The organism is Domibacillus enclensis, assembly GCF_900156125.1.
In the GTDB taxonomy this organism is placed as follows: Bacteria; Bacillota; Bacilli; order Bacillales; family Domibacillaceae; genus Domibacillus; species Domibacillus enclensis.
The window spans coordinates 21,510-35,531 of sequence record NZ_FTLX01000011.1 but is presented as its reverse complement, the minus strand read 5'-3'; the positions used below and the strand labels follow the sequence as shown (position 1 = coordinate 35,531).

Here is a 14,022-nt window from a genome sequence, read left to right as displayed (position 1 = left end):
TTTGTTTTTCAGTTGATAACAAAACGTTCGTTCTGTATAATGAAGATAGAGAAAGGGAGTGGTTCGGAGTGGATTTTTTACTGAAGGCTTCACTGGAACAGCAGATGCCAATTGAGATTATGTATGTGTCAGAGCGAAACGTCATCAGCCGCCGGACCATTTCTGTCATTCGTATGGACGCGCACTATATCCATGCGTACTGCTTTACGAGAAAACAGAAACGAACGTTTAAGCGCGGCAATATTTTGTCCGCCGCTAAAATCAAACAGCGAAAGGGTGCACAGTATGCGTAACACACTTTCTGACCGCCAGCGGAAAATGCTGGCTTATATACATGAATTTTCAACGGAGCGGAACTATCCCCCTTCTCTGCAGGAGATCCGGGCTGCCGTGGAATTGAAGTCCGCTTCGACCGTGAAAGGCCACCTGGACCGGCTGCGGAAGTCGGGGTATGTGACTTGGGAGAAAGGGAAAGCCCGGACGATTCGGGTGATAAAGGAGGCGATGTAAACCATCTGATTAGATCAGATGGTTTCTTCTTTTGTTTATTCGTTGGAAGAAACGTTGTTTTCTTCTTTAAGATTATTTGTATTAAAAATCCGAAAATATAACTTGCTTAAGTTTTCGCTTCTTTCGGTTGATAAAAGTCAGGCAGCATGATCAGTTATAGTATCATAAATCTCATTAATCAAAATTAACATCTATTTCAAACGACTTTCTCTTTTTTCTTAAATGTCTTAAGATAATATAAAAAGACATTGGAGGACTCGATGGGATCATTTAGAATTGGTGACGAAACAGATAGGGCATTGGTTAGTGTGATATCTCATGAACTTCAGAGATGTGATATGTCGTTTAATTTATTTTCCAGTACTGCACCACGTTCAAACGAACAAGTGGGCAATCAATCGTTGACATTAAATTTAGTCAGATACAATTCCTATGCGATGTTTGTGCAGCATCTTTACGAATATTTTATAGGGTGTATAAAGCGACAAAGAAGAAATACTAAAGATGTCAATAGTAAAGCAGCTGAATCTTTAATCACTCAAGAAGTTGAAAAAATACTCAAATTGAAAAGAACATCAATTGAAGAGGGTTATGCAGATGAAAGTGAAAATAATAAACCCCACTACCAAGAGAACTGTCCTAAATATTTTTCAAGAGATTTTAGAGAGATGCGTAATATTGTCTCCCATGCAGACTATGAACGAATTATTCAAAAAAAGCGCATTAATTTAACTGAATTTTATAAAAAATATCATAAGTATGTGTTTTTGTTATTCCATCACGCAAAAGATTCTTGGACATTTACTAGAGGAGATTTGATAGATTTAGGAGACGTAACATCTTTTAACAAGGCGATATGGAATTAATTCAAACAAGAGCATTCACAGGCTGCTCTTGTTTGAATTATAGATTATTTTATACCTCCTGCCGATATTCTTAAATGATCTTTGAAGATAATGTAGACAACACGACACCATTCGTTAAGTTATCACTCAATAAAAAAGCGCTTGCATTTTTCAGATAATTCTTATATATTTGTTTTGTAAAAGATTTCGGTAACGTTACCGGAAACGTTACCGTTAAAATTTCTTCTGAAAAAAGGATGTGATTATTCAACAGTCTGGTTTTCGTTTATACTCTAATTAGGGGCAATTGCTATTACAGACAATTGTTTTCTAGTTTTTATTAATTTCGGTAACGTTACCGGTAACGTTTTCGGGAAGGGGATAAACATTGCGAACTATAAAGGATGTAGCACATGAACTTGGATTGTCTGTTTCCACAGTTTCAAGAGCATTAAACGACAAACCTGATATTAAAAAGGAGACTAGGGAGAAAGTTCTTGAAGCCATGAAAAGGTTAAATTACTCTCCAAACGCAAATGCAAGAAGTCTGATACAAAAAAAATCCAATATGATAGGTCTTATGCTATCGGACATTACAGATCCGTTCTTCTCAGAAGTTGCTTTGGGAGTAGAAGATGTATTTTCAAAAGTAGGATACCAAATCATTTATGGAAATACTTTTTTAGATCTTGATAAAGAAAAACAATTTCTGTCTAACTTGCTTGAGAGAAAAATCGATGGATTAATTATGAAACCTGGAAAGTTGGATGCAGAATTAATGTCTTTAGTAGAAAGGTTAGAAGTCCCAGTGGTTCTGCTAAGAAAGTTAGATGAAAATGAAAAACATTTAAATATCTCTACTATCGATGTAGATCACTACATGGCCGCTTATAAAGCGGTGGAATATTTGATCAACATTGGTCACCAGAATATCGGATTTATCGGAATGTCAAAAGATGTAAATGAAGAAGAGGAGCGACTAAACGGATTTTCAGACTGTTTACGAGATCACAGTCTTGAACATTCTGTCGATAATGTCGTCATCTCTGGAACCGGTATTAAGCACGGAGGCACTGGCATTCAGCGGCTTATGGAAAAAAAGCCTAAGATTACTGCAGTTTTTGCTGCCAACGATCTATTAGCAATAGGCGCTTTAGAATGGCTGGCTAAAAACAATTATCGTGTACCAGAAGAGGTATCAGTTATTGGATTTGAGGATTTAGAGATCTCCAGCTTGCACTGGATTAATCTAACGACAGTTAAACTGCCAAGAAAGAAAATTGGTACTCAATCAGCCGAAATGTTAATGCATATGCTTTCTTCTGAAAATTTCGAAAAGAAAGAAGTTGAATTAGATACGCAGTTAATCATAAGAAAATCGAGCGGGAATAAACAAATAAACTCTTAATACAGGAGGGTCCAATGAAATCTGCCCATTCATCCAAAACAATCTTATTACGGTTAGCTTTGGTTTTTGTGCTTATTTTAACAGCAGGCTGTGGTAGCAATACAGAAACAGGAAATGAAACGTCAAAGACAGTTTTAAAAGTTTCACTGCTTCCTTTTATTGAACCTGAAAGTTTAGAAATGTTGGTGTCTGAGTTCAATTCCTCTCAGGACTCAATAGAAGTTGATCTCACAATGTTAGGCTGGTCTGACGGTCGTGAACAGATCAAAACGGCGGTTACTTCCGGTACAGGCCCAGATGTCTTTTATCTGGGGGCGTTGGATGAAGCATATATCGAAGCAGACGCTCTAGCATCAGCCGAAGAATTAGGATTTGAAGAGGATTCAATCAATGCATTTAATCCATTAATTGAATCCTACAAAGATAACAACCAAATTTTGGCATTCCCACTGGGTTATGAAATGAATATGCTATTTTACCGTAAAGATATCTTAGCTGAGCAAGGGTTTGATAATCCGCCTGCCACTTGGGAAGAGCTATATACGACTGCAAAAGCTATTTCTGATTCCACCTTGGCAGATGGAGAATCTGATATTATGGGTCTCCAAATTAATGGGATGGATGAACACCTTAATGCACTAAACCTTTCATGGGGATCTATGCTGGCTGCTGCAGGAGGCCAATATATTAAAGATGGAGAATCATCGTTGAACTCTCCTGAAGGTCAAGAAGCTTTGTCGTTTATGAAAAGGTTCTACGATGAAAAGATTTCGATACCCGGCCTCAGCGCTGTAAACGGTTTCTCCAATGGTGAGATTGCCATGTTTTATTTCACTCAACCTACGGCTGACCAGCAGAACTGGTACGACGATGCCGATATGAAGGATAAGTGGGGGATGGCACCTATGCCCAAAGGTCCCGAATCAGCAGCGGGGTACTTTGCAGCACACACCGTTGCTGTAAATTCTCGTTCTGAAAACGTTGAGGCTGCTGGTGAATTTGTAAGATGGCTGGCATCGCCAGAACGAACTTCCATTTTCATGGAAAGCGCACATTATATTTCACCATTTGATCTCGAAAATGTTGATCCTGCTATTCAGACCAAAATTGATGAGATTACAAGCAAAGATCCAGAAGTATGGGAAGCGCTAAATCAGCAGATGGAAAACAATATTGATGCCGGAGCTTCTGATTTACTTATCCAATCACGGAACGGATATACAGAAAGGTGGTCTGCTCAACCTTCTCACCTTGTACCAGCTATTACAGGAGAAATATCAATAGAGGACGCTTTAGAAAATATTGATACCCAGGTGGATCAAGCAATTAATTATTAAAAAAAAAGCGAGACATGGATACTTAATACACCATGTCTCCCTCATTGGATTCTGATAGGAAGGGGGATAGGTTTTGCTAACAAAAAAAAATCATAACCTACTCGGATGGGCACTTTCATTGCCAGGGATTATCTTTTTAGGAACCTTTTTTGTCTTCCCGATGGCATATGCCATTTTAATAAGTTTTTTTAATTGGAACTTGCTTGGGGACAAGACATTTGTGGGGTTTGACAATTATTCTTTCCTCATTACTGAAGACAGTGTCTTTAAGACAACTCTATGGAACACACTTTATTTCTCTTTCTTTTACCTTTTCGGCAGCTTAGCCTTAGCACTGGGTACAGCTTTAATTGTTCAAAAACCACTAAGAGGTGTTCGAGTGATAAGAACAATGATTCTTACACCACTAGTAATTCCTATGGCAATTACTGGAATAATTTGGACTTTGCTGTATTCACCGCATGGTTTTATCAATGCTTTACTGGATACTTTCGGAATACAAAGCCAACAATGGCTATACGACTCTAGTCTAGCAATGCCGGCCATTATTCTAGTAAGCATATGGCAAAGCTTTGGTCTGTACGCCATTATCTATGTGACTGGTCTGCAGCAAATTCCAAAAGAATTGTACGAAGGAATGGAAATTGACGGAGCAAATACATGGCAAAAGTTTATACATTTAACGCTTCCTTTGTTACGCCCGACTACATTCTTTGTTGTCGTATTGTTAATTATTAACTCATTTAAAGCTTTTGATCAAATATGGGTTATGACCAAAGGTGGACCAGGCAACGCAACGATGACTTTAGTTGTATATATGTATCAAAAGATTTTCACATCTTATGGTCTGGCCACTGCCGCATCCGGCATTCTCTTTATCATTGTGATAATACTAGTATTTGTTCAATATTACGTTATGGGAAGGGAGGAGAAGTAGAGTGGAGAAGACCAGAAGTTCATCGACGTTTATCTCATATTTGATATTAGTACCGATTACACTCTTTGCTTTTTTTCCCTTCTACGTCATGTTTAAAAGTTCTTTTGAACCATTGAGTCAAATTGTCTCTGGGTTTCATATGTTCCCAGAAAGTTGGTTCTATTTAGAAAACTTTAAAGAAGTATTCGAAAAATACCCGATTTCCAGGTGGTTTTTAAATAGCTTTACCATCGCTATCATCGCAGTGATAGGAAATCTAATTTTTTGTCCCTTAATCGCTTATGCTCTAGCACGTCTCCAATTCAAAGGAAAAAACACATTGTTTTTCTTTGTGATTGCGACTCTGATTATTCCTGTACAAGTTTTAGTAGTTCCCCTTTACCTAATGATGGCTCCTTTGGGATTACAAAATACTTATACAGCTGTTATACTCCCTGACTTAGTAAGTCCGTTTGGTGTCTTTTTGTTAAGACAGGCGTTCCTAGCAATACCTCATGAACTTGAAGAAGCAGCTTTTATGGATGGATGCAGTAGAGTCGGTTCTTTGTTTAGAATTATTATCCCGAATGCCTTGCCTACTCTATGTACAATTGCTGTTTTAAAATTCATGTGGGTGTGGGGGGACTTTATGTGGCCATCCCTTATGTTAACAGACGAAAACATGAAAACGCTTCCTGTGGGAATCGCATCATTCCAGACAACCTCGTCTCTTGTACCATGGGGATTAGTAATTAGCGCTTCAGTCATAGCTGTTATTCCAATTATTATGTTGTTCTTCATGCTACAAAAATATTTTGTCAAAGGTTTAACTGATGGAGCCGTAAAAGGTTAATGTCTAACTAAAATAAATAGAAGAGGTGTATCCATTGAAAGTGAGAACTGAAAAATTTGATGTAGTTGTTTGCGGCGGCGGATTAGCGGGATTTTGTGCAGCAGTTGCGGCTGCGCGTAATGGATCCAAAACAGCAATTGTTCAAGACCGTCCTGTTTTTGGAGGTAACAGTTCCTCTGAAGTAAGAGTTACCACTCATGGTTCAGCAGCATTTCATTCGTATGCACGAGAAACCGGCATCATTTCTGAATTATTGATTGAAGAACGGGCAAGAAACCACGAGGAGATAAACGAAAATGGGTGGACTAATAGTGTTTGGGATATGACTATGTACGATATGGCCATGAGCACACCTAATTTAGAAGTCTTTCTTAATACAACCGTACAAAAAGTTAATAAGCTTAATGAACGTACAGTAGATAGTATTGTCTGCCACATCCTAAACGCGGAAGTAGAGCTTACGTTACAAGGAAAAGTATTCATTGATTGTACTGGAGATGGAATTGTGGCTGATCAGGCCGGGTGTGAATGGCGGATAGGCGAAGAATCTTACGACGAATTCAAGGAGCCCCATGCTCCAAAAGAAGCGAGCATGAATGTTATGGGCAGCTCTCTTCATTTCAAAGCAATTGATATGGGTAAACCTGTTCCATACGAAGCTCCAGATTGGATCAATCACTATGAGGATGCCAGTTTTTTCTATAAACATGGACGCCCTCTTGAAACAACGGGTTTTAAAGAAAATGACAGATATCGCGGTGGATACTGGTGGATTGAGATCGGCATCCCTTGGGACACTATTCACGAAAACGAAGATATTCGTCATGAATTGACACGTCATACTTTAGGTGTCTGGGATTGGATTAAAAACAAAGATCCTGAACTTAAGGAGATTGCTAAAAACTACGCTTTAGAATGGATCGGTCAAGTGCCTGGTAAACGTGAAAGCCGCCGCATTATGGGTCGATATCTGATGACAGAGCATGATCCTCTTACTAAGAAAGATTTTAAAGATGAAGTAGCGTTCGGAGGATGGAATGTAGATCTTCATACACCTGGGGGATTACTTGCCCCTTCAAGTGAACCCGCGGCGATGGAAGGCTATAAAGTAGTGAGTGACTTTCAAAGAAAAACGCTATGCGGACCATACGCTATTCCATTAAATATGATGATCTCAAAGGACGTTGACAATCTAATGATGGCCGGACGCAATGTAAGTGCCACACACGCAGCTTTGGGGACCGTTAGGGTCATGGGCACGACTGCAATTATGGGACAAGGTGTCGGTACAGCGGCTGCGATTGCTATAAATCAAGGATTAACACTGCCTGAGGTAGCCGATCAGCAGATAGATATAATAAAACAGCAATTACTGCGGGATGGATGCTTCTTATTAAATACAAAAAATAATGATCCAAAAGATTTGGCTCTTAAAGCAAAAATAAAAGGAAGCAGCGAAGCAAGTTGTACAGGTGTAGGCCCCAATACAATTGGTGTTCATAAAGGGCTGATGTTCTGGAAAACACAACATCAGACAGCAAAAAGTGATAAATTGACTGAACGAAGAGGTCAATGGATCGCTGTAGGTACTAAACCAATTGATAAAGTAGGAGTTTATTTAACTAACAATTCTAATGAAGTCCAGCATGTTGTATCAAAAATCTTGAAGGTAGACGATATTTGGGACTATTCGTATGAGGGATCCAAAGAATTAGCGGAAACGACTTTGGAGATAGCCCCTGGCGAGAGTCAATGGGTTCAATGGGAGGTTAACTTAAATCAATCAAATGGCCTCCCAAATAACGGATATATAAGGTTGGACCTTTTGAAAAATGATGATGTTGAATGGCATAGAGCAGGGAAAATCGAACCCGGTCAAGTATGCGGATTTGATATTGGCGATCGGATGAGAAGATACGATCATGGAATTTCCATGAGCTACTCAGTTTCACCAGCACAAAACTGTTATTCTCCCGAAAATATCATCAGTGGATATACACGACCTTATCGTCATACAAACTTGTGGAGATCAGATGAAAATTCTTTAGAAGTTCCATGGATTGAATTATCCTGGGATGTAGCAGTCAATATTTCACAAGTCGAATTAACTTTCCCAGGAAACATTTTAAGGGAATACCATGCCTACGAATCATTTTACCGTGATTCACAATGCGCAAAAGATTATAGCGTAGAAGCGATGATCGATGGAGAGTGGAAAGAACTGTTTAAAGTACAGGGCAATTACCAGCGTCAGCGCAAGCATCAGCTGAAAGAAAACATTCAAACAGACCGATTGAGACTAACAATCCATTCGACTCATGGGGACCCCTCTGCTGCTGTATATGAACTTAGATGTTATTAATGCCATTCATGTTTTAGAATGTAACCCTAACTTCAAAAAAAGAAGCTCATACTCTACGAGCTTCTTTTTCTTATATTATTATCTATATTGGTTATGCTCCAAAGTTCATTCTAAGAATTAGATTAGCGGTTATTTTTCAAATACGCTTCCAGCGCTTCTTCGATCATGATGTAAATGTTTTTCTCCTGCACAAGGGACTGCATCTTGAGCTCTTTGTGCAGATCGGTCCGGATATCGAATGAAACCCGCTTACGTTCTACCTTTGAAGACTGGTTCGTTCCTTCATTCGAAGAAACGTTGTTTTCTTCCTTCGTATATGTTTCAGTGAGTGCCTGCGCCGGTGTAACGGCAGACTGCTTGCGTTTTAGGTTTTTAATATCATCCATTTTGGACACGGTGAATCATCTCCTTGTAAAAGTTCTGGTACTGGTCAATGCCTGATTTTAATTCACTGTTTTCCGAGAAGCCGTATAAGGACAGTCGGCCGATCGGTGCTTTGCGTGTAATGATCGTTTTAAACACATCATCCGGATAGTCTTCCGCAATCAGTTCATTGAAGGCTTTTGCGTCGCTACGGCGTACATCGTTCATCGTGCGCAGGATGCCGGTCATTTTTGTGCCGCGGCTGCCGAAGTCATTGGCTGCATCGATGGAGCTCATAAAGTTCGGAATCGCGGAATAACACCAGTTTGAGCATTCGAACATGACTACTACATGCTCGCTCGCACAAAGTGCATTGGTCGTCTGCTCGCTCAAAGACGGTGGTGTGTCGATAATAATGTAGTCATAGTCATCACGAACCTGGTTTAACAGCTCGTCCAGAATAAGACTCGGGTTTCCGCTGAACGGCACATTGTCTCCGTTGTACGTTTTGCCTGTGTAGATCCAGCGCGGGAATGTGGCCAGGAAGTTGTTTGCCGGAAGCAGATCCCACTTTTCGGTGACCGGATGCAGGTGTGCCCGCACGTCGTTCTGCTGCATCGCTTCGAGAACGGATGCGCCGATGAATTCGTTCGACGGTTTTTCAGACAGAAGCTCCGTCAGATTGCCCTGTGAATCCATATCAATCGTCAGTACACGGAAGCCGTCCTGGTGAAGCAGATACGAGAAAATGCCGGCCGTTGTGGACTTTCCACAGCCGCCTTTTTGAATGCCGAACGTGATCGTAGCAGCCATTTTTCTATCTTCCTTTCTTCCAACGTTGTTTTCTTCTTTTCTTCGTTTGTTTCTATTATACATGAATCCAGCCAGAAAGTACTGCGGAAATTCTGAAAAAAGTGTAAAATAAGGAAGATGATTGAATTATAATCTAGCTGATTTGCTTGAGAAACAGCGGCTTTCGGCTTAAAAAACAGACATATCCGCTTGTTTTTCACCTTTCCATAAAAAAGATAACGCTTCTTCCTATATTTCGCCGCCGGTGCTTTCTGTTCCTTTTTTAAAAAGTACGCTAGTTTTTAACTATAGAGACGGTTTTCAGCTAAAAAACCGATACGAGGGAGCGGATGGAATGCAGAAGAATGAACGGCTGATCGAGCGATTTATTCAAGAAGGCCAGGCCTTTGTGCCACAGAATGTACACGGAAAAGGAGATGCGGTGCTGCTATTTTTCAGAAACGGTGAAACGGAAACGGTCGATGTGCGTCCGGAGCTTTTTCTAAAGCGCCTCGTTGATTTTTTTGGTACGAGTGTGGCGGTGAACCGCAGCCGCTACGGCGGGCTGATCGGCAAGCGCAACCTCGTGCCGGTTGCTCTCTCCTACGGGCTTGTGCTCGTTCCTTACAACACAAGGGAGCCTGTCGGCAAACAGAGCCGTACAGGGTGGGTGTTTTCACGTGAGATCGGCTTTATGAAGCAGACCGCTCAGAACAAGACCTATATCCACCTGGCGGACCACAGCCGCACGCTGCCGGTTCTCCATTCGCAGAAGTTCTGCCTGGACCAGCTGAAGAATGCGAAGTGTATTGAGCTGTATTACCGGGAGATTCATGAGCCTCATCGGAAAGCGATTGCGTACTGAATTCAGTTCCTCATTAAGAAGGGGCCGCGCAAAATCCATGCGGGCCTTTTTTGATTGCTTGTAAGCAGTGGACCGACACAGTTATCACGATAAGCACCTTGCGCTTCCTGGTTGGTCGATGTGTACCCCCACAGTGGACTTTCACCACCTAGATAGTTGCCATGCCTGGCACACACAAAAAAGCCGCTTTAATAAAAGCCGCTTTTAAGGAGGAGATAGAATCAATTAAGTTATACTAACTCTCTTTATCATGAATGTCGCAGGAAAAATTTAGTGTTACCTCACTCAAAGAGAGTACTAACAGTAATTTCATTATGAATACGGTTAATAGCGTCTGCAATCAACGGAGCAAGTGATAAAACGGTCACTTTGTCAATTTTTTTCTCTTCTGGAAGTTCGATTGTGTTGGTAACAACTAATTCCTTAATCGGAGAATTTTGAATACGTTCAATGGCTGGTCCAGATAATACAGGGTGTGTACAACATGCATACACTTCTTTCGCTCCATGGTCGGTTAAAGCTTGCGCAGCTAACGCCACTGTACCTGAAGTGTCGATTAAATCATCAATAATTATCGCTGTTTTCCCTTTTACATCACCTATTAAATTCATAATTTCTGCAACATTAGGTCTTGGACGCCGTTTATCTATGAAGGCAATCGGTACATTCAATCTACTGGCCATTTTTCTTGCCCGTACCACCCCTCCACTATCTGGAGCTACTACCACAATATCTTCTAAGCCTTTTTCTTCAAAATAAGTAGATAATACCGGCACACCTAATAATTGATCAACAGGCATATCGAAAAAACCTTGAATTTGCGCAGCGTGAAGATCCACTGTTAGAACTCGATTAGCGCCTGCTGTTTCCAAAAGATTAGCAATTAATTTGGAGGTTATTGGCTCGCGCGAACGCGCTTTTCTATCCTGTCTTGCATATCCATAATACGGTATTACCACATTGATACTCTTTGCTGACGCTCTTTTCAAAGCATCTATCATTATTAGCAGCTCTAATATGTGCTCATTTCCAGGCTGAGAAGTAGATTGCACTAAGTAAACTTCACACCCTCTAACACTTTCTTCAATATTAATTTGTATTTCACCATCGCTAAATTTTGAAACAGAACTTTTACCAAGTTCACATCCTAAAACATCTACTATTTCTTTTGCTAAGCTTTTATTAGAATTTAAAGTAAAAATTTTAACTTTGTCACTAATGTTCATTTTATTGATAAAAACCCTTCCCTTCTTTTCAACTAACTAACCGTTCAATCCTTCCACACAGGTGTGGCCGGTTTCTCTCCTACCAACACATTCAACACATTTTTCACTGCTAATTTCCCCATAGTCATTCGAGTATTTACTGTTGCACTCCCAATATGAGGTAACGCTTCAAAATTACTGAGGTTTAATAAAGGATGGTCTTTAGAGACAGGTTCTCTTTCAAAAACATCAAGTCCTGCTGCATAAATTTCTTTGTTTTTCAAAGCATTATAAAGAGCTTCTTCGTCTACTAATCCACCACGTGCAGTATTAATTAGAACAGCTGTTTCCTTCATCATTTTCAATTCTCTAGAACCTATCATGTGATGCAGTTGCGGTGAGTAGGGTACTAACAGACAAACAAAGTCTGACTTTTTCAATACATTCTCAAAGCTATCATAATTAATATTGAGTTCTTTTTCAATGTGTTCTTTCCTAGATCGATTGTAGTAAAGAATGTTCATTCCAAATCCTTGCGCCCGGCGTACCACAGCTTCACCGATCCGCCCTAATCCAATAATGCCCAATGTAGACTTATTTAAATCTTGTCCTGTCATTTGTAAAAGTGACCAAGGCCCCCAGTTCCCTTGCCTTAATATCTGGGTGCTTTCAGTGTAATTTCTCGCGGCAGAAAGCAGTAATAGGAAAGTAGTATCAGCTGTAGCTTCCGTTAATACATCTGGCGTGTTTGTAACGATAATTCCTCTTTTCCGAGCCTCTTCTACATCAATATTATTAAATCCTACTGCTATGTTTCCAATGACTTTTAAATTCTTTCCCGCTTCTAATATTTCTTTGTCTATAGTGTCTGTTAACATGCACAGTAATCCATCAGCTTCAGATACATTTTTCAGAAGTTCTTCCCTCGGTACCACTATTTCTTCTTCATTCCACATTGTAACTTCAAAGCCTTTATCTTGAAGTGGAATCAGCAATTCATCTGGTATTTTGCGGGTAACGTAAATTTTCAAATTAACACCTCACCCTTTCTTCTAACAAATTATTAGAACGAGCGCTTTGCTGAAAAAAATCTTTTAACGATGGGTAGAGGTTGGAATGAATACTGTAAAGTTCCTCATATACTGATAGATGTTCTTTATTTGGAAAAATTTTTTCAATTGTCTGGTTATCAAGAACCTCTGATGGGACCCTGAAGTTTTCAAAATATCCAACAGCTTTTCCAGCAAGTAAACAAGCTCCCAGTACAGCGGTTTCTGACAAACTTTTGATTTCAAATTCCTTGTTAAAAACTGTAGATTTTATTGAACACCAACTTTTGTTTTTTGATCCTCCTCCAATTGAAGGAATACTAGAAGGATTCACATTATATTGCTGGTTTATAATTTCAAAGATTTGTTTGAGTCCAAATGAGCAACCTTCCAGAACAGCTCTATATAAATCGGGCTTCGTCGTGGTAAGACTCATGCCTACGAAGCTTCCTCTGGCCTCAGTATCCCATATTGGCGATCGTTCACCATGCATGTAGGGAAGAAAAAATACGCCATTAGAACCGGGAATTGATTCTTCAGCTAATGTGTTAAGTACACTTTTATCGTGTCCTTCGCCTGCAAGGAAGTTTTTATAAAACCAGTCTATAGCTGCGCCAGGAAAAGACATTGCGCCATGTGACAACCACTGGCCACGCTCTACGTGGCAACGATTCAGAAACCTTTTATCCAATAAAGATGCATCTTCAGTACATACAGTTAAAACATTAGAAGTTCCGATAGATTCAAATAATTCATTTTTTTCTATACCAAGAGAGTAAGCTGAACAAGCTGTATCTGCTGCTCCAGCAATAACCGGAACATGCTTTGCAGAGAACAAATTCGGTAATGTTAAATCTCCAATTATGGATTTAGGGTCGTGAATCTCTGGTAATTTCTTCTCATCCAGTTCTAATTCATCACAAATTCTCTTAGACCATTGATAACTATGAATATCAAAAAGTCCTGTAAACGAAGCATGTGTCCAATCCATTACAAACTTCCCTGTTAATTTGTGCAAAATGAATGTAGACAGCGATCCCCATTTATATGAACTGCTATATATTTGAGGATGATGTTTTTTTGTCCAAAGCTTTGTAGTAACCGTATGCATACCAGGTTCCACACGATTACCGGTAATATGAAAGATTTTTTCTTCACCAATTTTTTCTTTTATTGAAGAAGCTTCTTCTTTACTTCGCTGATCGAGATACATGATTCCATTTGTTAATGCTCGGCCGTGCTCATCCATGAAGATGGATGAATTACAAAAACAAGAAAGAGATACAGCATCTACTTCGCCTTTTCCAGAAACTTTATTCCATACAATTTCTAATAAAGAATTAATTATCTCCCAAATATGATTAGGGTCAATTTCCACATATCCTTTTTTAGGAAAAAGAAGGGAGTACGATTTGTACTCCCTATCTACACATATCCCGGTTCTATCCATTGAAGCTACTTTGATACCACTTGTACCAACATCGATTCCAATAACATGAGACATAGGATCACCTATT

The 14,022-nt window shown here is 39.7% G+C and carries 14 protein-coding genes; 9 read left to right on the top strand and 5 right to left on the bottom strand.

The annotated features are described in order from the left end of the window. Positions 1-68: 68 nt before the first annotated feature. From BW952_RS17285 to BW952_RS17250, 8 genes are all read left to right on the top strand, one after another. The gene (locus BW952_RS17285; protein ID WP_045850754.1) at positions 69-293 is read left to right on the top strand and encodes a hypothetical protein; all 225 of its coding nucleotides are present in this window, start codon (positions 69-71) and stop codon (positions 291-293) included. After that, positions 286-510, top strand: a complete 225-nt coding sequence (locus BW952_RS17280; protein ID WP_045850755.1) for a LexA family protein — start codon at positions 286-288, stop codon at positions 508-510. Before BW952_RS17285 ends, BW952_RS17280 begins: the two co-directional genes overlap by 8 nt. Before the next feature lie 260 nt (positions 511-770). Continuing rightward, positions 771-1,376: a hypothetical protein gene (locus tag BW952_RS17275; RefSeq protein WP_045850756.1), complete on the top strand. Its 606-nt coding sequence runs from the start codon at positions 771-773 to the stop codon at positions 1,374-1,376. A gap of 367 nt (positions 1,377-1,743) precedes the next feature. Continuing rightward, positions 1,744-2,763, top strand: a complete 1,020-nt coding sequence (locus tag BW952_RS17270) for a LacI family DNA-binding transcriptional regulator (protein ID WP_045850757.1) — start codon at positions 1,744-1,746, stop codon at positions 2,761-2,763. A gap of 14 nt (positions 2,764-2,777) precedes the next feature. Further along, positions 2,778-4,100: an ABC transporter substrate-binding protein gene (locus BW952_RS17265; protein WP_045850758.1), complete on the top strand. Its 1,323-nt coding sequence runs from the start codon at positions 2,778-2,780 to the stop codon at positions 4,098-4,100. Between the two features lie 73 nt (positions 4,101-4,173). Beyond that, the gene (locus BW952_RS17260) at positions 4,174-5,037 is read left to right on the top strand and encodes a carbohydrate ABC transporter permease (protein WP_045850759.1); all 864 of its coding nucleotides are present in this window, start codon (positions 4,174-4,176) and stop codon (positions 5,035-5,037) included. A 1-nt stretch (position 5,038) separates the two neighbouring features. Beyond that, positions 5,039-5,869: a carbohydrate ABC transporter permease gene (locus tag BW952_RS17255; protein WP_045850760.1), complete on the top strand. Its 831-nt coding sequence runs from the start codon at positions 5,039-5,041 to the stop codon at positions 5,867-5,869. A gap of 40 nt (positions 5,870-5,909) precedes the next feature. Beyond that, a complete protein-coding gene (locus BW952_RS17250; protein ID WP_231581382.1) occupies positions 5,910-8,231 on the top strand; it encodes an FAD-dependent oxidoreductase in 2,322 nt (773 codons plus the stop codon). A gap of 122 nt (positions 8,232-8,353) precedes the next feature. Here BW952_RS17250 and BW952_RS17245 read toward each other — a convergent pair whose 3' ends face one another. Together BW952_RS17245 and BW952_RS17240 are read right to left on the bottom strand one after the other, a co-directional pair. After that, the gene (locus tag BW952_RS17245; protein ID WP_045850762.1) at positions 8,354-8,626 is read right to left on the bottom strand and encodes a hypothetical protein; all 273 of its coding nucleotides are present in this window, start codon (positions 8,624-8,626) and stop codon (positions 8,354-8,356) included. Next, the gene (locus tag BW952_RS17240) at positions 8,610-9,407 is read right to left on the bottom strand and encodes a ParA family protein (RefSeq protein WP_045850763.1); all 798 of its coding nucleotides are present in this window, start codon (positions 9,405-9,407) and stop codon (positions 8,610-8,612) included. The genes BW952_RS17245 and BW952_RS17240 overlap by 17 nt, the downstream gene beginning before the upstream one ends. A gap of 334 nt (positions 9,408-9,741) precedes the next feature. Between BW952_RS17240 and BW952_RS17235 the strand changes: the two genes are divergently transcribed. Continuing rightward, positions 9,742-10,251, top strand: a complete 510-nt coding sequence (locus BW952_RS17235; protein ID WP_045850764.1) for a hypothetical protein — start codon at positions 9,742-9,744, stop codon at positions 10,249-10,251. A 281-nt stretch (positions 10,252-10,532) separates the two neighbouring features. Here BW952_RS17235 and BW952_RS17230 read toward each other — a convergent pair whose 3' ends face one another. Genes BW952_RS17230 through BW952_RS17220 form a run of 3 tightly spaced genes read right to left on the bottom strand, consistent with a single transcriptional unit; the run spans position 10,533 to position 14,009 of the window. Then, positions 10,533-11,477 carry a ribose-phosphate diphosphokinase gene (locus BW952_RS17230; RefSeq protein ID WP_094032003.1) on the bottom strand — a complete coding sequence of 315 codons (945 nt, stop codon included), beginning with the start codon at positions 11,475-11,477 and terminating at the stop codon, positions 10,533-10,535. 44 nt (positions 11,478-11,521) lie between these two features. Then, positions 11,522-12,487, bottom strand: coding sequence for a 2-hydroxyacid dehydrogenase (locus tag BW952_RS17225; RefSeq protein WP_045850766.1), 966 nt, complete (start codon positions 12,485-12,487; stop codon positions 11,522-11,524). 1 nt (position 12,488) lies between these two features. Beyond that, positions 12,489-14,009, bottom strand: a complete 1,521-nt coding sequence (locus BW952_RS17220; RefSeq protein WP_045850767.1) for a xylulokinase — start codon at positions 14,007-14,009, stop codon at positions 12,489-12,491. Between the last annotated feature and the right edge of the window lie 13 nt (positions 14,010-14,022).